The 23,386-nt window shown below is 63.3% G+C and carries 28 protein-coding genes; 7 read left to right on the top strand and 21 right to left on the bottom strand.

Going from position 1 to position 23,386, the window contains the following annotated elements; translation table 11 throughout:
- Positions 1-82 precede the first annotated feature (82 nt).
- The gene (locus ACSQ3O_RS13120) at positions 83-571 is read left to right on the top strand and encodes an Lrp/AsnC family transcriptional regulator (RefSeq protein WP_436139192.1); all 489 of its coding nucleotides are present in this window, start codon (positions 83-85) and stop codon (positions 569-571) included.
- A gap of 70 nt (positions 572-641) precedes the next feature.
- Here ACSQ3O_RS13120 and ACSQ3O_RS13115 read toward each other — a convergent pair whose 3' ends face one another.
- The 3 genes from ACSQ3O_RS13115 to ACSQ3O_RS13105 all read right to left on the bottom strand — a co-directional run bounded on the left by ACSQ3O_RS13115 (position 642) and on the right by ACSQ3O_RS13105 (position 3,952).
- Positions 642-1,229 carry a lysophospholipid acyltransferase family protein gene (locus ACSQ3O_RS13115; protein ID WP_436139191.1) on the bottom strand — a complete coding sequence of 196 codons (588 nt, stop codon included), beginning with the start codon at positions 1,227-1,229 and terminating at the stop codon, positions 642-644.
- A gap of 262 nt (positions 1,230-1,491) precedes the next feature.
- Complete coding sequence (locus ACSQ3O_RS13110) at positions 1,492-2,784, bottom strand: HD-GYP domain-containing protein (RefSeq protein ID WP_436139190.1); 1,293 nt, start codon at positions 2,782-2,784, stop codon at positions 1,492-1,494.
- 478 nt (positions 2,785-3,262) lie between these two features.
- Entirely contained in the window at positions 3,263-3,952 is a 690-nt protein-coding gene (locus ACSQ3O_RS13105; RefSeq protein ID WP_436139189.1) for an SOS response-associated peptidase, read from the bottom strand.
- Positions 3,953-3,987: 35 nt separating this feature from the next.
- On the opposite strand from ACSQ3O_RS13105, the gene ACSQ3O_RS13100 reads away from it, so the two are divergent.
- The 6 genes from ACSQ3O_RS13100 to ACSQ3O_RS13075 all read left to right on the top strand — a co-directional run bounded on the left by ACSQ3O_RS13100 (position 3,988) and on the right by ACSQ3O_RS13075 (position 7,424).
- Entirely contained in the window at positions 3,988-4,434 is a 447-nt protein-coding gene (locus tag ACSQ3O_RS13100) for a LexA family protein (protein WP_436139188.1), read from the top strand.
- Between the two features lie 17 nt (positions 4,435-4,451).
- The gene (locus tag ACSQ3O_RS13095) at positions 4,452-5,750 is read left to right on the top strand and encodes a Y-family DNA polymerase (protein WP_436139187.1); all 1,299 of its coding nucleotides are present in this window, start codon (positions 4,452-4,454) and stop codon (positions 5,748-5,750) included.
- 34 nt (positions 5,751-5,784) lie between these two features.
- Positions 5,785-6,018, top strand: coding sequence for a type II toxin-antitoxin system HicA family toxin (locus ACSQ3O_RS13090; RefSeq protein ID WP_436139186.1), 234 nt, complete (start codon positions 5,785-5,787; stop codon positions 6,016-6,018).
- 63 nt (positions 6,019-6,081) lie between these two features.
- Complete coding sequence (locus tag ACSQ3O_RS13085) at positions 6,082-6,507, top strand: type II toxin-antitoxin system HicB family antitoxin (RefSeq protein WP_436139185.1); 426 nt, start codon at positions 6,082-6,084, stop codon at positions 6,505-6,507.
- Entirely contained in the window at positions 6,504-6,668 is a 165-nt protein-coding gene (locus ACSQ3O_RS13080) for a DUF4113 domain-containing protein (protein ID WP_436139184.1), read from the top strand. The genes ACSQ3O_RS13085 and ACSQ3O_RS13080 overlap by 4 nt, the downstream gene beginning before the upstream one ends.
- Before the next feature lie 30 nt (positions 6,669-6,698).
- The gene (locus ACSQ3O_RS13075) at positions 6,699-7,424 is read left to right on the top strand and encodes a hypothetical protein (RefSeq protein WP_436139183.1); all 726 of its coding nucleotides are present in this window, start codon (positions 6,699-6,701) and stop codon (positions 7,422-7,424) included.
- Between the two features lie 275 nt (positions 7,425-7,699).
- Here ACSQ3O_RS13075 and ACSQ3O_RS13070 read toward each other — a convergent pair whose 3' ends face one another.
- The 18 genes from ACSQ3O_RS13070 to ACSQ3O_RS12985 all read right to left on the bottom strand — a co-directional run bounded on the left by ACSQ3O_RS13070 (position 7,700) and on the right by ACSQ3O_RS12985 (position 23,270).
- Positions 7,700-8,098 (bottom strand): hypothetical protein, encoded by a 399-nt coding sequence (locus ACSQ3O_RS13070; RefSeq protein ID WP_436139182.1) that lies wholly within the window; start codon positions 8,096-8,098, stop codon positions 7,700-7,702.
- Positions 8,099-8,107: 9 nt separating this feature from the next.
- Positions 8,108-8,515 (bottom strand): hypothetical protein, encoded by a 408-nt coding sequence (locus ACSQ3O_RS13065; protein WP_436139181.1) that lies wholly within the window; start codon positions 8,513-8,515, stop codon positions 8,108-8,110.
- Positions 8,512-9,060, bottom strand: coding sequence for a glycoside hydrolase family 19 protein (locus tag ACSQ3O_RS13060; protein WP_436139180.1), 549 nt, complete (start codon positions 9,058-9,060; stop codon positions 8,512-8,514). Before ACSQ3O_RS13060 ends, ACSQ3O_RS13065 begins: the two co-directional genes overlap by 4 nt.
- Positions 9,054-9,338 (bottom strand): hypothetical protein, encoded by a 285-nt coding sequence (locus ACSQ3O_RS13055; RefSeq protein ID WP_436139179.1) that lies wholly within the window; start codon positions 9,336-9,338, stop codon positions 9,054-9,056. The genes ACSQ3O_RS13060 and ACSQ3O_RS13055 overlap by 7 nt, the downstream gene beginning before the upstream one ends.
- Positions 9,335-9,709 carry a hypothetical protein gene (locus tag ACSQ3O_RS13050; RefSeq protein ID WP_436139178.1) on the bottom strand — a complete coding sequence of 125 codons (375 nt, stop codon included), beginning with the start codon at positions 9,707-9,709 and terminating at the stop codon, positions 9,335-9,337. Before ACSQ3O_RS13050 ends, ACSQ3O_RS13055 begins: the two co-directional genes overlap by 4 nt.
- A gap of 34 nt (positions 9,710-9,743) precedes the next feature.
- Positions 9,744-10,361 carry a hypothetical protein gene (locus tag ACSQ3O_RS13045; RefSeq protein WP_436139177.1) on the bottom strand — a complete coding sequence of 206 codons (618 nt, stop codon included), beginning with the start codon at positions 10,359-10,361 and terminating at the stop codon, positions 9,744-9,746.
- Between the two features lie 2 nt (positions 10,362-10,363).
- Positions 10,364-10,846 carry a hypothetical protein gene (locus tag ACSQ3O_RS13040; RefSeq protein WP_436139176.1) on the bottom strand — a complete coding sequence of 161 codons (483 nt, stop codon included), beginning with the start codon at positions 10,844-10,846 and terminating at the stop codon, positions 10,364-10,366.
- Positions 10,847-10,848: 2 nt separating this feature from the next.
- On the bottom strand, positions 10,849-11,988 hold the full coding sequence (locus ACSQ3O_RS13035; RefSeq protein WP_436139175.1) for a WD40/YVTN/BNR-like repeat-containing protein: 1,140 nt from the start codon (positions 11,986-11,988) through the stop codon (positions 10,849-10,851).
- Complete coding sequence (locus tag ACSQ3O_RS13030) at positions 11,985-12,650, bottom strand: hypothetical protein (RefSeq protein ID WP_436139174.1); 666 nt, start codon at positions 12,648-12,650, stop codon at positions 11,985-11,987. Before ACSQ3O_RS13030 ends, ACSQ3O_RS13035 begins: the two co-directional genes overlap by 4 nt.
- A complete protein-coding gene (locus tag ACSQ3O_RS13025) occupies positions 12,647-13,600 on the bottom strand; it encodes a hypothetical protein (protein WP_436139173.1) in 954 nt (317 codons plus the stop codon). Before ACSQ3O_RS13025 ends, ACSQ3O_RS13030 begins: the two co-directional genes overlap by 4 nt.
- On the bottom strand, positions 13,597-15,189 hold the full coding sequence (locus ACSQ3O_RS13020; protein ID WP_436139172.1) for a hypothetical protein: 1,593 nt from the start codon (positions 15,187-15,189) through the stop codon (positions 13,597-13,599). Before ACSQ3O_RS13020 ends, ACSQ3O_RS13025 begins: the two co-directional genes overlap by 4 nt.
- 39 nt (positions 15,190-15,228) lie before the next feature.
- The gene (locus ACSQ3O_RS13015) at positions 15,229-19,035 is read right to left on the bottom strand and encodes a phage tail length tape measure family protein (protein WP_436139171.1); all 3,807 of its coding nucleotides are present in this window, start codon (positions 19,033-19,035) and stop codon (positions 15,229-15,231) included.
- Between the two features lie 6 nt (positions 19,036-19,041).
- Positions 19,042-19,377, bottom strand: a complete 336-nt coding sequence (locus ACSQ3O_RS13010) for a DUF1799 domain-containing protein (protein WP_436139170.1) — start codon at positions 19,375-19,377, stop codon at positions 19,042-19,044.
- 89 nt (positions 19,378-19,466) lie between these two features.
- Positions 19,467-19,802 (bottom strand): hypothetical protein, encoded by a 336-nt coding sequence (locus tag ACSQ3O_RS13005; protein WP_436139169.1) that lies wholly within the window; start codon positions 19,800-19,802, stop codon positions 19,467-19,469.
- 143 nt (positions 19,803-19,945) lie between these two features.
- On the bottom strand, positions 19,946-20,596 hold the full coding sequence (locus ACSQ3O_RS13000) for a phage tail tube protein (RefSeq protein ID WP_436139168.1): 651 nt from the start codon (positions 20,594-20,596) through the stop codon (positions 19,946-19,948).
- Between the two features lie 25 nt (positions 20,597-20,621).
- Positions 20,622-21,062, bottom strand: coding sequence for a hypothetical protein (locus ACSQ3O_RS12995; RefSeq protein ID WP_436139167.1), 441 nt, complete (start codon positions 21,060-21,062; stop codon positions 20,622-20,624).
- On the bottom strand, positions 21,059-21,358 hold the full coding sequence (locus ACSQ3O_RS12990; RefSeq protein ID WP_436139166.1) for a head-tail joining protein: 300 nt from the start codon (positions 21,356-21,358) through the stop codon (positions 21,059-21,061). Before ACSQ3O_RS12990 ends, ACSQ3O_RS12995 begins: the two co-directional genes overlap by 4 nt.
- Positions 21,359-21,401: 43 nt before the next feature.
- On the bottom strand, positions 21,402-23,270 hold the full coding sequence (locus tag ACSQ3O_RS12985; RefSeq protein WP_436139165.1) for a phage major capsid protein: 1,869 nt from the start codon (positions 23,268-23,270) through the stop codon (positions 21,402-21,404).
- Between the last annotated feature and the right edge of the window lie 116 nt (positions 23,271-23,386).

The raw sequence follows: 23,386 nt of genomic DNA, 5'->3' as shown, positions 1-23,386 counted from the left end.
TGATCCTAGGCAAGGACACTGTCAATGCGTAGCCTCCATACCGTCGAAAAATTGGTTTTGTATTGTCAAAACGGCGAATATCATGGCCGCTATGACTGTTGAGCCATCACACCCCACCGCCCCGCCCACGCTGGACGCTACCGACCGCCAGCTGCTGAGCCTGCTGCAGGCCAACGCCCGCGAAGGCACGGCGCAGCTCGCCCGCAAGCTGGGACTGGCGCGCACCACGGTGGTGGCACGCATTGCGCGGTTGGAGCGTTCGGGCGTGGTGGCAGGCTACGGCGTGCGGCTGGGGGCGCGGCTGGATGCCACCACCGTGCGGGCCTGGTGCAGCATCAGCGTGCTACCCAAGGCGGCGCCCGCTGTGCTGCGCGCGCTGGAGGCCATGGCCGAGGTCGAAGAGGTGTCGGCCGTGAGCGGGCCGTTTGACTACCTGGTGTTCTTGCGCTGCACCAGCCACGAGCAGCTCGACACCCTGCTCGACCGTGTGGGCCAGCTCGACGGGGTGCACCAGACGCAGACCAGCATCGTGCTCAGCCGCAAGATCGACCGGCGCAGCGTGGGCGCCTGACTACGGTTTTGATAGCTTAAAACGCATACTGGACGCGCGGCAAGGCCGCTTTTTATTCAAATTTTCTGGCTCAGGCCTCGAACTGCGTCGGGTTCTTGCCTCGGATGGGTGCATAAAACGCCTTGATGGTCGCCATGTCGCGCTCCACATCACCCGTGGGCTCGAACACCGGGCCCAGGCCGCCCACCTTGCGCCCATAGTCTACAAACGCGAGCACGATGGGCACGCCCGCCTGCTGGGCGATGAAGTAAAAGCCCGTCTTCCAGTGCCGCGTCTTGCCGCGCGTGCCTTCGGGCGGCACGATGAGCTGCATGGGGCCGTCCGCGTCCCGCATGGCCTGGGCCGAACTGGCCACCAGGTTGTTGGCCTGGCTGCGGTCCACCGGGATGCCGCCCAGCCAGCGCATCACCCCGCCAAACGGCGCCTTGAACAGGCTGTGCTTGCCCATCCAGTACACGCGCAGGCGCAATGAAAACGCCAGCATCAGCGTGTAGGGCAGGTCCCAGTTGCTGGTGTGGGGGGCCGCAATCAGCACGCTCTTGCTGGCACCTGCAGGCAACTGCCCCTCGACACTCCAGCCCGTCAGGCGCAAAAAACCGCGCGACAAAAACCGCAGTGCGGTGTTAACACCCGGGGTGTCGAAAATAGTATGTTGCATAGACAGAGAAAACATGAAGCGCGCAGAAGCACTTCGGCCCGTGAGACGCTTGGCTGAGAGGCAGGTATCCTGCCGGGGATCAACCCCCAGGGCCCCTCTGCACGAATCACCGCGCCGTGTGCATCTGCGGTCTCGGGCGGTCTGCGGCGCACACTTGCCGCTCGATTCGTGCAGAGGATCCCTAGAGAGCGTCCCGAGCGGGCGAAGCACCAAGCCCGATCAATGAAACGGAATCGATCGCCAGCCAGAATCGAAAGCTTAGTCAGTTGGCAGGTTCGACCGAAAAGTAATAAGACAGCCGTTGCTGAGGATTGAGCCACTTGAGCACGTCGAGCGGCAGAGTGGATGGGCGCAGGGCCTCGGCAATTTTAAGTTCCGGCTCGGTCTGCAGCTCCACCACAGGGGCCTCATCCTTGGGCAATTCTGGGGAGTAAACCAGCACTTGCGGGCGCAAGCTTTCTGGACCAGGCGCCACCACCAACGCCAGCGAGCCATCCGACAACTGAACCACAGTGCCCGGTGGATACACCCCCAACATCTTGACCAAGGCGCCGAGCAGCGAAGCATCATAGCGGCTTGCCTCGGCCCGAAACATATGCGAAAGGGCCTCCGCAGGCATCAAAGGCTCTTGATCCAGGGCTTCGGGGGTGCATAGATTGTCATACCGATTCACCAGCGCCAAGATGGAGGCTTGTCGGCTCATCTCCCTCCTCGCCCTGGGAAAGCCCGTGCCATCCAGGGCTTCATGGTGGTCAGCTATTGCCGCGAGTGCATCCTTGCTGAACGCGCCCGACTCGTTTGCCAGCTGATAGGAGAACATCACATGCTGGTGCACGAAGGCTTCTTCGTGCTTTTTCCGCTTGATTGTCTTGAACAGTTGCGCTGGCACTTTGACCTTGCCCGCGTCATGCGCCAGAGCCGCCATCGCCAAGTCAGAGAGTTCGCGTTCAGTCAGTCCCGCTTTTTTGCCCAGCAGCATGCAGAGTGTTAACACATTGAGCGCATGGAACTGCGGGCCCTGCTCTTTCTTGTCACCCAACAAGTGCAGCAACACTTCTTTGCTGCGCGCAATAGCCGAGGCTGTGTCATTGGACAGGTCTGCAATCATCTGCCCTGCGGCTTTGGGAGAGCGCTGGAGGGTCAGCAAAGCCTCACGGGTTTTCCGAGCTGCATCTTCCCAAGAACGTTCGGCACGCGTAGCGGCGTCTCGTTGGCGCTGGCGCTTTTGTTTTTTTTGCTCTTCCTTCAGCTTGATCTCTGCTTGTAGCGCAGCTCTTTCCGCCGCCAGCTGAGCCACCCGTTGCGCCTCCAGTTCAGCCGTGGTGGGCGGAGGGGGGACGTACTCTGGAGGTGTGACCGAGCTTTTCTCGGGAAAGTAGAACACCCTGTCATCAATCCCAAGTGACTGTATGACCGAAACGTCCTTGAGGTGCTTGATCAAAAAGCGATTGGAGATGAATGGATGCTCATCCCAGCGCACGTTAAGCCATACGTAGAGACCAGGCACCAACTGGCTTGGGTGAACGGCGACAGGGGTTCCGGGATGTCTCCACATGATTGAATTCGTTATCGTACGCAACGGTATATAAGCATCTTTGGCAACTATAGCGATATTGATAGCAAACAAGCGTTGCTAAATAACGTCCCTCCCGCATATTTCGAGACTTTTAAAGCTTCTCTGACGCGAAACTTGCTGCAACTCAATGAACAACGGGGTGTCGGCAAACTCAGGCTAAAAAACTTTGCACGCCAATCGCTGCGACAATTGCCCCCCCTCCCATTGCTCAAACCGCTAATCTCCGCCGCGCGTTCCGGCAACAACGCTTTTGCGGGTGTGCCCAAAGAACCTGCTCGGCGAGGGACCGACAACGTGCAGACAGCTTCCCCCTCCCCAGTCCTAAACCCCTGGCGCATGTCCATCGCCCCCATGATGGACTGGTGAGACAGGCGGAAAAATCTCTTTTAAATCAGCTACTTGCAACGCGCTGATTCTGGGCTGTAGCACTCTTGCAGCCCCGCCATCCCGCAAACGATCAAGCAGGCAGTTCCACCTGCTGCGCCGGATCCTTCGCACGGTGCACAAACAGCTCCAGCGGCGGCACCTTGATCAGCGCCTCGGCCTGCTCGATGGTGCCGTGCAGCCAGGCATCCCAGTCGCCCTTCTCCAGCGGCACCACCGTGCGTTTGTCCTGCATGTCGGGCGGGCGCTTGGGGTCGGGCCGGTGCATCAGGTTCAGCACGGGTACATCGTCGCAGTTCTGGGTCACCATGGTGTAGCTGGGCAGCACCTCGCCCGTGGCCGGGTCGGTCCATTCGCTCCACAGGCCCGCCAGGCCCCAGGGCTCGCCGTCGGCGCGCTCGAACTGCCAGGGGATGTGCTTGCCCGCGCCCCAGTAGGGCTCAACGTACAGCTGCGCCGGGATGATGCAGCGCTGCCCCTTGCGCCAGGGGCCGCCGTAGGTCCATGACTTGGCCATGCCTTCGCGCCGGGCGTTGACGGTGGCCAGGCGCTTGCCGTCCTTGCCGGTGGGGATGTGCGTTTTGGAGTGCGGCGGGATCATGCCCCACTGGCCCACCACCAGCTCGCGGCCCGCGTCGCCCTTGGCCCGCAGGAAAGGGCCACGGTACAGCGGGCTCATCTTGTCGCGCCATTCCTCTTCGGGCACGTCGCCAAAGTGCAGCACCAGCTGCTCACGGCCCGGGACTTCGTAGTAGGTGCACATGGCAACATCCTGGCAGTTGGATTTATACTGTGATTATGCACAGTGTTTTTGATTCCCCGCTCCCGGTGCCCCTGGACACAGCGGCACAGGCGCTTGCGCTGCCAGTATGCGGCGTGAGCGTGCGCGCGGGGTTTCCGTCGCCTGCCGATGACTTTGCGGTGGAGCGGCTGGACATCATGCAGTTATTGGTGAAACACCCCCAGGCCACCTACTTCTGGCGCGTGCGGGGCGACTCGATGCGCGACGCGGGCATTGACGACGGCAGCATCATCGCGGTGGACCGGGCGATCAAGCCCAAGCACAACAGCATCGTGGTGGCCATTGTGGACGGCGAGTGCACGGTGAAGTTTTTACACCAGCGTGCCGGCCGCATCAAGCTGCGCGCGGCCAACCCCACCTATCCCGACATCATCCCCCGCGACAGCCAGACCATTGAGGTGTGGGGTGTAGTGAGCGGGTGCGTGAAGCTGTTCCCCACCTGAGCAGATGGGAGGCCAGCATGTATGCGCTGGTGGACGGCAACAACTTCTACGTGAGCTGCGAGCGGGTTTTCCGCCCCAGCCTGAACGGGCGCCCGGTGGTGGTGCTGAGCAACAACGACGGCTGCGCCATCGCCCGCAGCAACGAGGCCAAGGCACTGGGCATCAAGATGGGGGCGCCGTGGTTCCAGATCCGCCACATGGAGGAAACCCACGGCCTGGTGGCGCTGAGCGCCAACTTCACCCTGTACGGCGACATGAGCGACCGCATGATGAGCCTGGCGGCGGGCCTGGGCCCCACGCAGGAGGTTTACAGCATCGATGAGTCGTTCATCGGCCTGCAGGGCGTGCGCGGCGACCTGACCAAACGCAGCCAGGCCATACGCGACCGCATCAACCAGTGGGTGGGCATCCCCTGCGGCATTGGCATCGGGCATACCAAGACACTGGCGAAGCTGGCCAACTACATCGCCAAGACGGCCGAGCGCAAACCAGGCAGCTACCCCGCCGAGCTGGCCCAGGTGTGCAACCTCACCGCCCTGCCCGCCCAGGACCTGGACGACGTGCTGCAGGCCACGCTGGTGGAAGAAGTGTGGGGCGTGGGCCGCAAGATCGCCGCGCAGTTGCATGAGGGCGGCGTGCACACCGTGCTGGACCTGGCGCGGCTGGACCCGGCCACCGTGCGCAGGCGCTGGAGCGTGGTGCTGGAGCGAACGGTGCGCGAGCTGCAGGGCATGCAGTGCATCGACCTGGACGACGCACCAGCCCCCAAGAAAGAGATTGCGTGCACGCGGTCATTCGGCCATGCGGTGACGGAGCTGCCGCCGCTGGTGGAGGCCGTGAGCGAGTTCGCCAGCCGCGCGGCCGAGAAGCTGCGCAAGCAAGGCAGCCTGGCCAGCCAGCTGCTGGTGTTCTGCCACACATCCCCCTTCCGCCCCGGGCCCCGGTTCAACCGCAGCATCGTGGTGCCACTGCGCCGCCCCACGGCCGACACCGGCAAGCTGGTGTGGGCCGCCACTGCAGGCATGCGGCGCATCTATGAGCCCGGCTACAAGATGGCCAAGGCAGGGGTGATGCTGCTGGACCTGGTGCCGGGCAGCGTGCTGCAGGGGGAACTGGATCTTGAGGAAGAAGACCACCGGGACCGCACCAAGCTGATGGTGGCACTGGACACCCTCAACCAGCGCTATGGCAAGGGCACTGTGCATTCAGGCGCCACGGGCGGCACCAACCGGGGCAGGGACTGGGGGATGAAGCAAGAGAGGCGCACGCCGCAGTACACGACGCGGTGGGAGGATGTGCCGGTGGCGCGGGCCTAGTTCTGCAGCCTCAGAAAAATAAACATTTTTGCTTGTGCAAATAAACATTTATGTTTATAATTCACCCATCGCAACAACAGAAAGGCAGGCAGTGAAAGCAAGCGAACTGAAGAGGTTGCTTGCAAAACAGGGAGCAACGTTTGAAGAGGGAAAGAGACACACCAAGGTCACCCTCAACGGACTGCAAACGGTTTTGCCAAGACACCCCAGTAAGGAGCTTAAAGAAGGAACTAGACAAGCCATCTTGAAGCAACTCAACATCAAATGAGAGAGGGGGCCCGAAAGGGCCTGCCTCAGTTCGCACGCAAGCACTGCCTACCAGGGGTAGTTTATGAAGTTTCCAGCGCTTTTTGATCCCGCCCCCGAGGGCGGCTTTACCGTGACCTTTCGGGACGTGCCCGAGGCCATCACCGAAGGCGACACCTTGGAGGAAGCCGAGGCCATGGCGCTTGATGCGCTGGTGACCGCAATGGAGTTCTACTTTGACGACGGCCGCCCCGTGCCAACGCCCAGCAAACCCATCAAGGGCGAGCGGATCGTGGCGCTGCCGTTGTCAGTGGCCGCCAAGGTGGCGCTGCTCAATGCCAGGCTGGAATCCGGCGCGAAGCCCGTGGACGTAGCCAGGGCGTTGGGCATCAAGCCCCAGGAGATGACGCGCGTTTTTGACTTGAAGCACGCAACGAAGATCGACACCATCGCGGCTGCAATGGCCGCGATGGGGTATCAAATGGATCTGCAGGTCAGACCAGCCAAATGAGACGCGCGCTGGATGCGCTCAACCAGCGCTACAGCAAAGGCACCGTGCATTCAGGCGCCACGGGCGGCACCAACCGGGGCAAGGACTGGGGGATGAAGCAGGAAAGACGCACGCCGCAGTACACGACGCGGTGGGAGGATGTGCCGGTGGCGCGGGCATAATTTACCGAAAAACATCACGTATTAATCTGTATGAAAATATCAAATTCGCAAACAACATATGCGGTCGCCGCCGCATCATTGCTATTAACTGCAATTCTGTTGATACGCACAGAATACATAACCGCAAAAGAAGTTGGCACGGCGGCAATGTCGCTTATTGCAACATTTTTTGGCGCAACATTCGCATTTAGATTAAACCAAGAAAAAGAAGCAAAAGCAAAAGCAAAAGAGGAAATTGAAGCAATAAACAATGTGCTGTTTTTGCTAATTCGATTTGCAAATGCAGTCGCTATATACAAAATGGACTATGACGCCCTCCCCACAGACGCACATCGTGCATTCAGCCTGCCAGCCATGATGCCACCAGACTACAGCAATCTAAAAATAAACTATGGAAGCATTAATTTCTTAATCGAAAATAATCCACAATTATTAATGGATATTTCCATAGAAGAAGAACGGTTCTTCCAAACGATTGAAAGCATAAAGAGAAGAAATGAATTTTACGTCAACAAATTCCAACCACTGATGGAAAAAATGATAAAAAGAGACGAGAAAATCAACCCAGAGACCGCGAAAATTGCAATGGGTGAACTTATTTATGGAACAAACATGAATGCCGTTCAAGACGCCAAAATGCATATTGACGAAACATACAAGAGCCTCCCAATATTAATAAATCACCTACATGCAGCAGGCAAGCAAGCTCATAGCGATGGAATATTTTTAAAATACCTGCCTGATGAAAAAGAATAGCTACTATTTCAACGGACTTAAGCAAGCACGCAAAGCAGTCACTAAAGTAGTCTCATAACCCTCTCGGCGCTCAATCTCTGCCTGGGCCGCCTGGGTGAATTGATCCACTGTGGCACCCGGCCGCAGAGCCTCAGTGGGCATCACCGGGCGCTCGGGCTCTTTCTCTCGGCAGGCCACTGGCACGGCCACATTCACGCGCTGGATTTCCACGCGGGGCGCGGTCTCGCAACCGGCCAGCAGCAGGCAGGCAGCTGCGGCGATCGCCGCCAGGCTTTTCATGACCCAATGCCCAGGACGTGCTCCAGCATGGCGCGCGCCTGCACCGCGGTAAGCAGGTTGGTGCCGACGGGCCAGCTACCAGCGCCAGTGGCAGCCCGATCGAAGCTGACATGGCAATCGGGGTAGAAGTCCGGCGGCAGCTTCCAGCCCAAAAAGCGGGCCACCATTTCATCGGTGACGACAGGGGCTGCAGACTCCTGATGCAGATCCGCAAGTGCATCTGTCGCCAGCGCTTCGACAGTTTCCGGCGACAGCTCGATGCTGCCCAGGTCGCGCCCGCCTCTCCCCTTGCTGCGCACGGTCAGGGCGTAAGCACCACCCTCCTGGCGGGACAGGTTCACGAATGGCGGGAAGTCTGCGCCCGGCGGAGTGTGAGCAAAAACAGTTTTGGTCATCGCGTTCTTTCAGTTGGCCCCGGATTCCGTCCGGATCGGTTTGTTGCGGCTTTTCAGCCAGTCATCCACCCGCGCCTGGGCGCTGGCGCACACGTCTCCGGGCACCGGGGCGGGCGCGGCCAAGATCTGGTCGGCACGCTGGTTGTGGCCCTGCGCGGTGCTGGCAGCGGCGGCCCGGGCCGGAGCAGCATCGCGGGCGCGCTTGTCGGCCAGTTCGCGCAAGTCGTCCACACTGTCGCTGCAGGCGCTGGCCGCCTGGCGAATGCCGTCGCGCTGGCCTTCCATGTCGCGCAGCGCGGTCTTTGCCACTGCGGTGTCGTCGCGTTGGCCCAGGTAGGCCCAGCCCAGCAAGCCGTTGGCGGCCAAGCTGATTGCCAGGGCGATCAAGATGGGGCTGAGGGTGGGCAGCGGGATCACAGCAGCACCGCCTTTGCGGCCTCATACAGCGCCAGCCGGTCGGCCAGCCCGTTGGTGCCGCCATTGATGCGCTTGGTGATGCGGATGAAGTCGCCCAGGTCGGCAAAGGTGTTGAGCTCACGGCTGTGCCAGAACCAGGCGGCGCTCATGGCTGCCAGGTCGGGGCGCTCCAGCAGCGCGGGCATGGCCTCCAGGTCGGGCACGTTGGGCATGTAGGCGGCCAGGCCGTCGCGGGTGGCGCGGTAGTTGGCACGGCCGGTGGTCTGGATGAGGCCGCGCCCCATGTAGCGCTTGCCATCCCCGGGCTGGGTGTTGCCCAGGTCCGCCCTGCCCTCGTATCGCTGCTGGGCGGGCGTCGGGCCCCAGATTTCGCGCACGTACACCAGGCGGCCGGATTCGTGGCCGATCTGGGGCAGGAAGGCCACGAGCCGGGCGGGCGTGTTGATGGCAAAGGTCTCGCAGGCTTTGGCGATGTGCGGCAGCCATTCATCAGCCCGGGCAGCGGTGCAGCCGGTAGCGGCGCGGAGTTGGTTTGCAGTCAGCATGAATTCCCCCTGTTGAACTGCCCAGGCGTTCCGCCCGACCAGTAATGCGATGTGACCCACTGCACCTGCACGATGGCCAGGGCCAGCAGCACCCCGAACCACGGCAGCGGCCAGCCCATCAGTGGCCAGGCCATGCCAAGGGCGGCCACGGTACCCAGCACCCAGAACGAAAGGCGGATGGCAGCGCGCGTGCGCCGATTTGTTTTCTGCATTCGACAGAAAACCGTGAAGAACAGCAGCAGGCACGCCACCTCATGAGCGATCAGCAAGGTGTTCATGGCTTAGGCCCTCCAGCACGGGAAAGCACAGCCTGCAGGGCAGAGCCGACAGCCTCAAAGACCGGGCGCCAACCGTTGCCCAGGGCTCCGATGGCGAACGCCACGGGGGCCAGGGCCTCATTGGCGGGGATCTGCCACTGGTTCTGCAGCACCAACGACAGCGCGGACGTGAGCACCACTGCCGTTAGCGTGCAGCGCAGCAGCAGCCAAGCCCCGGCTGCGCGTGTCATGGTGTCGGCCGCGCTGAGAGGCCACAGCGCCCCAGCCAGTGCCGCGAACACGATCAGGGCGTAAGGCCCGGCCATTGGCCCGAGCAGCGCGATGGAAACGGCGGCCAGACTGATGCCTGATGTTGAAGTTGGTTCCGGCATGTTCTCCCTCGGTTGTTCTTGTTCGTCCGGCGCCTCAAACCACCCGCGAGAAGGCCGCAAAGCCCAGCTCGGCATCGGGTGCGCTGCGCGGCAGGATCTGCTCGGTGCAGCCGGTGTCTTTGGGGGCCACGAAGCCCAGGGCGATGGCAGCCACGCAGGCGTGCATGTGGCCCGGCCACGCCCAGGCGGCGGTGGTCAGCGTGCCGTCAAACACCACGGGGCCGCCGATGCCGCTGCGGATGCGCACGGACACGCCGCCCGCGTAGTGGCCACGCACGCGCACCGTGAGGCAGCGGTGCGCGGCGGGGTCAAAGGTGCCTGGCACGTTGTTGCTGATGGGCACCAGCTCGGGGGCGAAGGTGCCGTTCCAGCGCTCATACATCACGGTGCCGTCACCCAGCACGATCACACCGCGCGCCGTGGCAAACAGGTTGTCGCCGTGGCGGTAGATGGGGCCGCAGTGTGGGTTGTAGGCGCCCTGCCCGCCTTCGCAATCCAGCGCGAAGACGATGTGGTGCCCGCCCTTGGCGTAGTACCGCGACACGTCCACCACGGCGCGCAGTTCGGCGTAGCCGGGTGTGCTGGCCTGCAGCTTGGAGGGCAGGTAGCGAAAGTCCAGGTCGTTGGACTGGAGGCTCAGTTGTCCGATCATGGTCAAGGCACCTCCTGCGGCTGCACCGGGGCGGCGATGATCTGGGCCGCTTCGTCGGCAGTCAGAGGTCCGGACCCGGGAAACTCCGGGTTGGCGGCAGGTTGCTCTGCAGCCACAAGCATGCCCAGCATGAGCGGCAAGTCAGGGTCTTCCAAATCAACATGGGTCAGGCGGCTCAAATAGCTGCGCAAGGCCACACATTTCGAATGCGTGCTCGTATCAATGGCATGGACACGCATAGGCACAAGGCGCTTCTGAAATGCACCCAGCGTGATCTTGCGGGGCACCGCTGGCGGGGCGGGCGGCTCGATGGCTGGCGGCTCCACATAGTCGTGCATCGCCCACTCGGTGCCGATCCAGTTGGGCCAAGGCTGGCCCACAACGCGGGCGGAAGGCACGCTGCCGGGGTCAACGTCAGTGCTGCGGCCGGGGATTTCGGCGGGCGAGTACCAGCCCCAAAGGTCGTAATGGTGCAAGGTGGTCATGGTCACAGTGCCTTGATGAATACGGGTTCGGAAGCGACGGGGTTGCCAGACACTGCGGGGCCGTAGCTCTGCAGCATGGGCACGCAGAAATCAGTTGCAGACTCGGTGAACGAGTAGGCCGTCGCGCTGGCCTGGATCTGCACGATGGCCGATCCCTTCTTGGCAAACCCCGAGTTGAGTGCACGGGCCTGCAGAGACTGGGATTCGACAAACCACTCCTTGCCGTCCATGGACATAGCCACACCTGCAGCCGTGGGGATGAAAAACCGGTCGCCCGAGTAGGTCACCTTCCAGGCAGTGGAGCTTGCAACCGTAGGGATTCCGACAGCGCACCAGGTCACGCCGTGGTCAGAGCTGACCCACAGCCCGGACGCTGCGCCTGTCATGACGATGACACCCGCGCCATTGCTGGCGATGTCGCCGGACGACGCTGCGATGGCCTCGGGGATCTGGGATTCAGCCCAGGTGATGCCGTCCGTGGACGAGCTGACCACAGCGGCGTTCTCACACACGATGAAGAACTTTTGTCCGGACCAGCAGACGCCGCGCCGATTCAGCGACGTCAGCCCAGTGCGGTTGGTCCAGGCCGTTGCACCGTTGTCGAGCGTGTACACGCTGGTGCCTGAAGAACCGCCGATGCTGACGATTCGCGCCGGAGTCGAGCCGTAGGCCAGCAAATTCAGCAGCCCAGCGGGGACGCTGTTGATGCCGCCAGAAGTGGACGTCCATGTCGAATTCGGGTTGTCGCCTGTAGTGACGAATGGCTGCGTGGTCGTTGTGTTGACAGCGCAAAACCGCGCGCCAGCCCAGATGACGCACGCCACCGATGCCGACGGCGTCGAGAGGGATGCAGAAGACCACGTTGCGCCATCGGTCGAATACTGCATACCCGGGTTTCCAGCAGCCAATGGGGTGACGAAGTAGGTCGGGCTGGCTGCCACGCTGTAGCTGCTGGGGGTGCTGCCGAGCGTGCGGATCGTGCCCGTGAGGCGGCCAAAGGGAAACTTGGTGGACAGGCGCGGATACCCGGCGCGCGTGAGTGCGCGACCATCCGCGCGCACCCATTGCGGCTCTGTCAGGCCGTAGCCCTTCCCAGTGGAGCCAAGCGTTATGCCGCCGCCAAACTGACTTGCTGCGCTCATAGGAGCCTCCAGGAACCGTTGATGAATCGGAGTTGGTACGAGATGGGGTTGTCGAGCAGCATGTCCTCGGCCAGCGCCATGATCGTGCTGCCGTTGCGGGCGATGCTGTTGTCGTACCGGCCATTGGCGACGGTGATCCACACCATGGCGCCTTCTGCGGGGGACGCGGGCAATGTGATGGTGGTGGCCGCCGCGTTGTTCAGCGAGTAGTGGTATCCGGCCACGGCCGTCTGCGCCGTTCCAGTCACCTGCACCAGAGGCAGGAAAACGTCATACGCACGCCAGCTGGCAGACACACCAGGCACTGCGGCTGTGACGTCGGCCAGGTTGTCGAGCAGCAGCCAGACGCGCCCTGCGTAAGCGACAGATGCCGGCTTGTTCAGCACTCCTGTCAGTCCGGCCCAATCCCCCTTGAAGTTGGAGCCCGCCATGGATGTGACTGCCGAGGCCTCCGATGCAGCTGCGCTGGCAGCCGATGCCGTGGCGCTCTCGAAAGCGCTCAGCGCGTTCTGGTATGCCTTGGACACCGCCCCTGTGACCCAGGTCACAAGGCTGGGCATCCAGCTGCCCCAGTTGTAGGCCTTGGTGTTGTAAGAGGTGTCTCCGAGTGCCGGGAATTCCGGCACGGACGGCGCCGCATCTGGCGCGACAGGACTGGTCATACGTTGCCTTTGATTTGCAGGTCCACCTGAGCGGTGGGCCAGTTGACGGACCGGACAGAACCGGTGACTTTGCCCACCGTGGCCAGGTGGGAATACCTCGGCAGCTCGCTGACCTCAATGGCCACAGCCTTGCCAAGAATCTGCTCCAAGAGGGATTTGGCAGACGGTGCGCTGGCTGCGTCGATCACGCAGGACAGGTTGATGTCGGTGGCTTTGCGCCCCTCCACATCGATGTAGGTGCCATCCTTGTATTCCTGGCTGTACGAGTAGTCCCGCGTGGTGGCCTCGACGCCGTACAGCACACCGCTCGCCTGCGCAAGTGGCGCAAGCAGCGTCTTCCAGTTGCCCACGCTGATGAAGCCAACAGCAGCCTCCACGGCCGGGTTGTTGCGACTGATGGTGATCTTGATCTTTGCGTTAGGGTTGAGCGGGATGTCTTTCAGGGCGTAGTACGTGCCGCGCGACAGCTCGCCGAACAGAAGCTCCCACAGGCCCGGGGCCTGTTCCCACAGCTCGATGTCCACGGGGGTGATCAGGTCCGTGGCGCCATCCTTCACCGTGATGTTGAGGTGGTCGGCCTCCATCTCATAGATGGCAACGCCATTGATGAACCCTGGTGTCAGCTCGTAGACCACCGAGCCAGCGCGCCGCGCCTTGGTGAACAGGTACTTGTCAAAGGGCGCCATGCGGTTGGTGGGAGCACCTTCGTCCTTCAGCCAGTAGCCCTCGGCTCCAGCCGTGCCCGGCTGAATCGTATTGGCAGGGTTGGTGGTCATGTCCTGAACGGCCTCGTACCAGTAGCCATTCAGGGTGCGCCGAGTGCCTTTGGCGAATGACCCTCCAGAGACCCATTGCACCTCAGCTGGCGTGATCGACGAGTCCACCTCCGGGATGTTGGTCCCGGCGCCGAACATGGCGCTAGTGATGGCCTTGGGGAGAAGGATGTTCATGCGACGGCCTTTTGGCGCATCACAGTGCCGCCAAGGGTTACGGTGTCGAACTGGCGGCCAAGCTGCGGAAGCGGCCGGGTGTTGTCTGCGGTTTCGTTGGCAGCCGCTTCGAGACTGGCGACCTTTGCGAGCAATTGCTCAATCAGCGCTTCGAGCCGGCCTGTATCGCCGCCCAAAGCCTGAGACAGCTGCTGTTGGTTCCAGATTCGAGCAGGACCCGTTGCCTCCATTTCCCAACCTCGCTCGCCCACAATTCGCAGACCACCGGCGTGCATGCCGCCATCAGCAAACCTGGGGATATTGGTGGCGCCGCCTGCGCGGAGGTTTTCTTCCAGCTGGGCCACGGTGATTCCGTAGGCTGCAGCCACGTCTGCCATGGAGGCGCCGGTCTGCGTGATGGCGTCGGCAATGCCTTGGGCCGACATGCCGCCCGCGATAGCTGCGTCCAGGTTGGTTTTGATGGCGCCGTAGTAGTCCGCCTCAGTCGCCCCGCCCTGCACCTGGCTGTTGTAGAGCGCCGAGCGCGTTGCATCTCCGTAGCTGCCGCCCGAGGTGCCAAGGAAGGCCGAGCCGTACACGCTGGCCATCAGGTCGCGCCCGGCCATGCCCAGGTACTTGCCGTCTGGCGAGTAGATGGAGCCGTCCAGGTTGACGATGTTGCCGGTGCTGGTGTCGTAGCGCGCCAGGTTGTAGCCCGCGTAGCCCTTGGCCGTGTCCAGCGTGTTGTTGGCAGAGATGACGCCGCCTTCGGTCCACTTGTGGGTGCGCAGCCACTCGGTGAAGTTCTCGCGCGAGAGGTTCAGGCCGAACTGCTCGGGGCCGTCCTTGTAGAGCTTGTAGGCCAGTACTGGGTCAAGGCCGAAGCTCTCATAGCTCAGCAGGCTGTTGCGGTCGCTCTGGAAGTAGGCCGCCACGTCGGCAGGCATCTTTGACAGGTCACTGCGCACCAGGGTGCTGCCATCGGTGGGCAGGCTGGAGCGGCCGGTGGTCATGACCTGCTCGAAGTCTTTGGCGAACTGCGGGTTGTTCTTGAAATACAGGTACGACCCGAACAGCTCCTTGTCGGTGCTGTCACCGGCCATGCCGCCCACGCGCATCCAGTCGGGCACCTGGTAGCCTGCGCTTTGTAGCGCGCCCACGTTGGCATTGGTGGCTAGGCCTTGATACCAGGCCTTGAACTTGTCGAAACTTGACAGGGCCACATCTGCGCCGTACTCAGCGCGCGCCACAGTGCCCCGGTCGCGATAGGCGGGGCCGGAAATATCGCCGCCCAAGCTGCCAGTGGCGGCCGTGGGACGGGTGCTTCCAGCACCCCCGCCCATGATGCCGCTCAGCTGCTGGATGGCCGACTCGACACTCAGGATGCCCTGATAGGTGCCGTTGTCGATATCGATCTGCTGCTTCCAGTAGTCGAGCACCTGCTCGTTCTGCTCGATCTGCGTTTCAAGTGCGCGCACCGTGCGCTGGGCGTCAGTGAGTTGCTTTTCTGCGATACCTTCCAGGCCAGACAGCTTGCCGGCCAGCACCAGGCGGTCGCGGTCGGATGCGAACTGCGTGGTGTAGGCACCACCATCCAGACCGCCACGCACCGCACTGATGGCCTCGGCCAGCTTCTCGGCGTCTGGCAGTTAGCCCGACGCTTTGGCCGTGGCCAGTGCCTGGTCGATGAACGCATTGCCTTGGCTGGCCAGCATGCCGCGCGTGCCGTCCACCTCGCCATACAGGTCGCGCACATTGCTACGCAGGATGCCGAACAGGCTGTCGAGGGCCCCTTCCACCTCTCGCGCTGCGCTGAGCTGGCTTTGCAGGGACTTGTTGCGGGCTGACACCGCATCTTGCAGGGCGCCGTAGTAGGCCTGGCGCTGCTGCTCCAGGGTCTGGGTGGTGGTCTTTGCGGCCTCGGTGATGGATGCGAAAGCGCCAGACAGGGCCAACAACGTGGCGTAGGTTTTGCGGCCGGACTCGCTAAGGTCTTTTTCAGCCCCCTGCACCAGGGCGCGGTATTGGTCGCGGGCGTTGGTGGCGTTGATGTCGGGCAGCTGCAGGCCCAGGGTAGACAGCTGCTCTGCCAGCGAACGCTGCAGGTTGGCCCGCTGCTCTTCGCCGCTGAAAAAGTTGGTGTAGTAGGTTTGCAGGTTGCCCAGCAGCTTGTCGAACCCGCCAGAAACCTCTGCCAGGCCTGCGGCCGCATCAAAGCTGAGCGCGGCCACGGTGTCCAGGCCCATGCCCTTGAGGGCGTCCTTGAACTGGGTCACGCCGACGATCTGGGCGTTGATGGTCTCCAGCAGCTTGTTGGCGGCGTCTTCGGTCAGGCCCTCAGCGTCCACGCCCTTGAGCAGCTTTTGCACCGCCTGTGGGATATCGGTGACGGTCTGCAGGGCCTGGATGGTGGACTGCTTGAGGTCGAGGGTGAAGTTCTCCAGCGCGGTCTTGAAGTCGGGGCTGTTGGTGCTGAATTTCTCGTACAGCGTGCCAGCGTAGTTATCACCCTTGCCGGATTCGCCGAAGGTGGCACCAGTGTTGAAGACCCCGCCTGCAAAGTTGCCGCCCCGATCCTTGATGCTGGTTTCAAAGCCCGCAGAGAACCCGGTGAGGGTGGCAGAGCTGCCCAGGGCTTTCAAGAAGCCATTGATGCCGCTAGCCGTACCCGCCACCGCCTCGCGGATGGCCGACTCTTGCGCCACAGGGTCGCCTTCCAGGCGGTAGGCAATGCCGTCCTTCAGCGCGGTCTGCAGGCCGTTGGTGAAGTCGCGGTCGAACTGCTGGCCCTCGATGGTGTACGTCTGGCCCCGGCGCTGGTTGGTCACGCTGCCGTCGAAGGCCACGCCGAACTGGCCGCCGGTGCGGGTCTCGCCCTTGGTCTTGCCAATGATGGCCGTGAGGGCGCCGATGCCCAGGGCGATGGGGCCCAACACCCCAGCAATCATCCCGGCGCCCTGAGCCATGATGGCCGCTGGGCCGCCGGATGTGAGCATGCCCAGGCCACCGCTCAGCGCGCCCAGCCCGTTGCCCGACATGAGTGCCGAAAAGCCGTAGCCGGCTGCCGTGCCAGCACCACCCAGCAGGCCCGCCGCATTACCCAGCAACGATGCCCCGCTGGCGGCGGTGCTGACCGCCCCCAGCGCAGAGGTGCCAGCACTGGCCGTACCAGCCAGGCCGAGCGCGCCGGTAAGGGCACCCGCCACCGGGTTGACCACGGCGCTGATGATGGGCCGCAGCACCAGCGTCTTGAACATGTTGGCGATGGTGTCGCGCAGGTTCTTGGCGAAACCCTTGCCCGACTCGAAGCCGCGCAGCAGCGCGTCGGTGAGCGAGCGCTCAATGGTTTCTGACGTGCGGGTGAAATCGTCCTGAATGACCTTGTTGACGGCGGCCGAGCCCGCCACGCGCTGCTTTTCGCGGGCAATGATGCGCAGCTGCTCCTTTTCTGCGTCCTTGAATCCGCCCTGCTCGATCTTTTCGAGGTCGCGGGCCAGCTCCAGCTCAGACTGGCGCAGGGCCACGATCTTGGCGCGCTCCAGGGCCGACAGGCCGGTGAGGCGCAGCTCGTCCTGGTAGAGCGCGGCCTGCTGGTTGGCTGCAGCCAGCTCGCGGTCCAGCGATTCGTTCATCTCCTTGAACCGGCCCTCGGCGCGGGCGGCGTTCAGGCGCTCCTGCGCCTGGATCTGGGCCTCCAGCGCGGCGATGTACTTTTCGCTGAAGCTGTCCGAGGCCTGCGCCTCGCTCATGCGGGATTTGAGGGTTGCCAGGGCCAGTTCATCAATGGCGGCGGCGCCCTTGCCGTACACGGCGTTGGCGGCCTGCTGCTTGTCTGCCTGGTCTTGCAGGGCATCAGCGGCCTTGAAGGTGCTCTCGACCAGCTTGGCGTATTCGTCGGTGGACTTTTTGACGGCCTTCTGGCGCTGCTCTTCAGCCGCTGCGGCGCGCTGCACCAAGCCGAGCTTTTCAGCCTCTACCAGCGCCAGCTCTTTGTTGGCGCGGGCGGTGCCGGTGATGCTGGTCTTGAGGTCTTCCTTGATCTTGAGGGCCATGCGCTCGCCGTCGTTGAGCTTGGCACCCTCCAGGCCTTGCGTGCGCAGGGCCTCGATGTACTTTTCGGTTTCGGTGATCTTTGCCTTGATGGTGGCCAGCTCGGACTCGCCGGTGGATGCGCCGGCCTGGTCCTTGAACTGGTCGCGGATGGCGCGCTCGCCTCGGGCCACGGCATCAGGGGCCAGGCGGGCAGAGTTGGGGTTGACGGCCCGCAGGGCCTCCAGCTGCGACCGGTATTCCTTGAGCGCAGCGTTCATTTGCTGCTGCTTGGTGAGGCCCTTGTCCTGGGTTTTGAGCAGCGCATCGGCTGCATCAATGCCCGCTTTTTCAGCCTTTGCGCGGTCTGCCTGGGCGTCTGCGCCCCGGCGCATCATGCGCTCCTGTTCCTGCAGCAGGTTGATTTCGTTGCGCAGCGCCTCGATGCCCTTTTCACGGGACGCGCGCATGGCGGGGTTGTCCACCGCCAAGGGCGTGTTCAGTCGCTGCTCAAGGTTTGCGCGGGCGCGGTCGAGCTGGTCCTTCAGCGTGTCCGGACGGCCCACATTGAGCATCTTGTCCCATGCCCACTTGGACGCATCGCCCACAGCGCGCCAGGCACGCTCGATGTAGCCCAGCCTTCCCTCCAGCGTGGACGCCACCAGGCTCATAGCCTTGTCGTAGGATTGCTGGGAGAGTGCTGCAGCCTCGCTGGCCTTGCCTTGCTCTTGCAGCGCCTTGATCTGCTCGTAGACCGCCGCCGTGAGGTAGTTGTAGCGCTCGTTGAGCTTTTTGGCGGCCTCCACAGGCTCTTTGCCCAGCTCGGCAAACTCTTTCACCGTGTCTTTCACCGCGACGCCTGCATTGCGCTCCAGCCGAATGGCGGTGGCGGTGAACTGTTCCAGGCTCTGCGATGCAACGCTGCCAGTACCCACCAGCTGGGCCACCACCTCGGCAGCCTTGGACTGGGTGCCCGCAACGGCCGACACGCGCTCTGCCATGCCCTGCAGCTGCGAGGCGGTGACGCCAGCGGCATTGCCCGTGAGGGCGATGGAGCGGGCGTAGGCATCAGCCTCGGCACTGCCCTGCTTGTACGCCACGGCCAGAGCCACCCCCGCCGCTGCAGCCAGCGTGAAGGGGCTGATCAGCCCCGCCACATACCCTCCCAGCGCCTTGGCCGCATTGCCCGCGCCGCCAAACATGTCCTTGAGCTGGCCGCCCTGCTGTAGGAAAACGGTGAGCGGCTGCTGTCCGCTGGCCAGGCTGGTGACGATGTCGGTGAACTGTGCCGGCACGCCACGCAATGCGGCGGCCGTCTGCTTGGCGGACACACCAACGGCGTCCACCCCGCCAGCCACACGGCGCAGGCCTTGCTCGGTGGCTTGTACGCCATCGAGGCTGAGGGTGATGCCAATGGGTGCGGTCATGCAGCGTTACCGGTTGGTTGGGGGTGGTGGCCGTGGTTCTTTTGCGCGCAGCTCGGACCACGCTTCAAGGCTTGCGAACTCGCAGGCCTGCAGGCAGGCGAACAGCTCGCGCCGCTCGGGGCCGGGCTCGATGCCTTGCTCGTCCAGGTAGGCGCGCACGCCGGTGTAGTCGAGGCCCGTGGCGCCAGCCACGCCGGTACGCCACTGGGTTTGCAGCTGCTGCCAGTGGCCCCAGGCATCAACGCATTCGGGCCACAGGTACACGATGTCGCCCCCGGGGTCTGGCTCGCTCTGCGCGTCAAACGCGCCCACAGCCGCCAGCTGAGAGAGCAGCCCGCCCATGGGGCTGGTCGGGTCTGGACCCGGCTGCTGTGGCTGTTGGGCAGAGTGGCGCGCATGGTTGTGCTCAGCGATCCGGCGGGCGACCTGGGCTAGTTTTTTTCCTTGGCACCGTTCTCGCGCATGTAGGCTTGCCAGGCGAGCGCAGCCACGCCGGGGATCTTGCTCAGGGCCTGCCACGCGTCGGTGGTGTAGAGCACGGCCTGGTTGTCTTTGTCCTTGACGCCGGACCAGTCTTCAATGACACCCGCCATGAAGTCGGCATAGATGTAGGAGCCGTCTTCGTTTTTTTTGGCCTGGATTTCATCGGTGTCGAGGCGCTTGCAGGTGAGGGTGAAGTCGAACGGTTTATCAACACCGCTTTCGTCCTTGATGCTCCCCTTCACAGGGAACTTGACCTTGGGAGATACGACGAGAGAGATAGACATGGGAGAAGCCCGATCAAAGGCCCGATAGGAAGGGAGTGCGCGGCGTGCCCGCTCGGGCAAAGACGGAGCCAGCAGGCCTTACAGCCCACCGTGCCGCGCACGAAACCGAGCGCATACCGGGGTGCGGCATGCGCGCTGCGCGATCAGCTCGCGTAGACGGTGGGGAGGTTTTGGGCCTCGATGGACACAGGGGTCTGCACCACGCCCTGGGCCTGGCCGGTGGGCACGCCAGCAGCGCCCACATAGCCGACCATGAGCATCTTTGCGCCCGTACCGAAGCGCAGGCGGATCGCGCGCTTGGTCTTGGACTTGTAGGCCTTGTTGCACTCCATAAAGCCGGGGTCGGTCAGATCGAAGTAGTTGGTCATGCCCAGCGTGAGGGGCGCAGCGATGGTGGGCACGTTCTTACGCACCTGGTCGTGGATGGTGGTGACATCGGCCTTTTCGTAGTCGCCACCGCTGGGGCTGATCTGCTGCACGCTGTTGAACGATGCACCGAAGGTGATGATCTGGAAGCTGCCGCTGATGAACGTGTCGTAGCTGGTGGTGTCTTCGTTTTCAAGCTCGAACGTCTTGGTGGTGGTGTTGACGTTGGCGATACGGAACGGACGGTCGTTCACCTGGCTCATGCCGCTTGCCGCGAGCACGATGTAGTCGCCGTTTGCGGGGTTGGTTCCGCCCGTGTAGGTGCAAACGCCCGTGGTCGCCTTGCTGATGGCCGAGAGGGAGATGGCGGTGCCCAAGGCCGTTTGCACATCGATACCCACGTTGGTCCAGAAAATTGGTTGTCCCATTTCGTTTACCTCGATTGGTGAAAAGTCAGAAGAAAGACGCAGACGCCGTGGCGTGCCGCACGTAGAAAGTCACCGTGGCGCAGGCGGTTTGCTCGCCGTCCACGTCGAAATCCCAGGACACGCCCTGGGGGTCGATGGACCCCACCAGGCCGCCGAGGGATGGGTCTTGCATCAGCCGCTGCACGGCCGCGCCCATGAGCTCGTCCACCGCCACATCCACCGGGCTGGAGACGGTGCCGCGTGCGTAGCACTCCACCGCCACAGCCGTCAGCCACAGCGCCATGGCGCCCTGCCCCACCGATGCATCCCGCTCTGCCTGGGCAGGCCGCACAACGATGGCCGTGGCCATCTGCTGCGGCACCACCCGGGCGCGGGCGCGGAACACGTTGGGGGACACTGGGGCGGCGGCCTGCAGGGATTCCTGCATGGCGCCGAGCACCTGGGCGAAGACGGTGGGGGCGGTCATGCGACCTCCAGCAGCAGGCGGGTGATGCCGGTGCCGTCGGGCTGGGCGTCGGCCACCACGTAGGAGACCGTTGCACCATCCACAGTCACCACCACGATGACGCCCACCGGGCTGGCGGGCACCTGCGCACTGGGCAAGGTGATGGCAGGCATGGCGCTGACCATGCCCAGCGGTCCCACCGAGCCCTGCACTGCAGCCGCGTCGAAGATGACAGGCACATCGGCACCACCGGCAAAGCTCGCCGTGGTGGCGAAATCTGCGGTACTGAAGAAGGCGCTGATGTCTTCGGTGAACATGCTGGGGGCCTGGGCGGTGGTGGGCTGTGGGCGTGGCGCTGGCTTAGACGGTCAGCAGGTCCACCACGGTGGCGAAGGACACGGTGTTACGCAGGGCAACATCCACGTCTTGCAGGGCCACCACGCGCACGGTGCCCGCAGCGCTGCCGGTGTAGGGGTCCACCATCAGGTCCAGGCCGCCCCACATGCCGATCACCAGGTCAGCCCAGTTACCAAAGATGGCTGCCGAGCACACGCCAGAGCTGGTGCCCTTGGTGAGGTTGGACGGCACGGCGTTTGTGACCGCTGCGCGGTAGCCGTTGACGGGGGTGTCGCCACCTTCCCAAATGAAGCCGTTTTGGCCCGACACCTTGCTGGTGGCCTTGAGCTTGCCGCGCACCTTGGCGTTGGTGAGGTAGGCCAGCGTGCCCACGTCGGCATTGGCAACAGCCACGGCAGACTCCAGGTCGATGACGTTCTGCCAGGTGGGTGCAGCACCGTTGGTGCCTGCCACCACGGTGGGCGATGCGATCTGCGTCAGGATGCCGCTGGGCTGGTTGGATGCACCCGTGCCGTTGATGGCGGCTTGCTGGATGGCCAGGCCCAGGATGGTGGCGAGGTCGTTCTGCACCATGGCCTCGACATCCAGGCTGGTTTGCAGCAGCAGGCGGCGGGCGATGTCGGTGAAGGCGCCGACCGTCTTGGGGGTCAGGGTGACCTGGCCGACGGTTTGCTGGCTTTCGGTGGGCGCCGAGTTTTCAGCCACCCAGTAGGCAGTGGCCGAGCCGGTGAGCTTGGGGATGGCCACATTGCCCACCAAGCCGGTGAGCATGCGCGCGCCCAGGCCGTCGATGACCATGGCATTGCGCAGGATGTCGATGAAGCTGCCGGTGAGCAGATCCGTCGCCACCATGTTGCCGCCCGCTGTGGGAGTACCCACCACCAGGTCGCGGCGCTGCACTTCGTTAGGCACCATGAAGCCGCGTGCCTGCTTGCCCACCTTGGCGGCGGCTGCATCGGAGCACTCGCGCTCGAAAGCAGCTGCGCGCTGCGCGGCGGCGTCGGTGGGGTTGGCCAGCGCGTTCAGGGCGCGCATCAGGCTGTACTGCTTGACCTCGCCCTTTTCCATGCCGATATCGGCGGTGGGCACGGGCTTGCTGGCCATCTTGGCAATGGCCTCGCGCTGGAACTGCTCAACGGTCAGGCCGCGCTGAATGGCATCCATGGCCAGCTCGGCGCCGCCTGGGATGCTGGGGGCAATTTTGGAGATTTCGGCAGCGTGGTTGCGCTGCTCGATGACTTCGACTACGGGATCGGGCATGGTTTTCACCTCGGGTTCGGATGGGGTTGTGGTGGGGGTGGTGGCTTGCGGCGCGGGGGCTGCGTCTGACGCTGGGGTTTCAGCGCCATCGAGGCTGCGGCCTACGCCGACGGATGCGTCAGCAGGTACGCTGACAAGCGAGACTTCAAAGGGCTCCCAGTCGGTGACGCGGTAGGTTTCCACGCCGTCCACGGTCTCGACCAGCTGCGCTTTGTGGACCATGTAGCCGACAGACACGTTGCGGCGGATGCCATCGCGCACGTCGTTCCACACTTCCTCTGCACGAGCGCTTTTTCCGAAGCGCACCACGGCGCGGGCAACCCTGTCCGCACCGATCTCGACAGATTCGATAACGCCAACGACATCGCGGGTGTCGTGGTCGCAAAGCAGGTTGGCACCACTGCGCAGGCGGCCCTGGCGCATGCTGGTGGCCGTGCAGTCCAGAATCTCCACGCCCCAGTAGCGCTCGTAAGGCAGCTCGCTGGCGAAGGCCAGCACAGCGGTGCGGGCTTCTTCGTCAATGGCCTGGCGCTCAACCAGAAATGCACGCTCTGCGCGGCCCTTGGTCAGGTGCCGCGCGACGGCTTCGGGGAGTTGTGCTGTGCTGCTCATGCCCGCTATTGCAAGCGGGGTGAGGTGAAATTTGTAAGGGGTGAAATTTCACCTACTTGCACAGCGCACCACACAGCAAAAGGCCCGCACGGGGCGGGCCTTACATAGGGGTGACG

Source organism: Acidovorax sp. LjRoot74 (assembly GCF_964254355.1).
Classification (GTDB): Bacteria; Pseudomonadota; Gammaproteobacteria; order Burkholderiales; family Burkholderiaceae_C; genus Acidovorax.
Note: the sequence above shows the minus strand (reverse complement) of the source record. Positions and strands in the feature narration are given on the sequence as shown.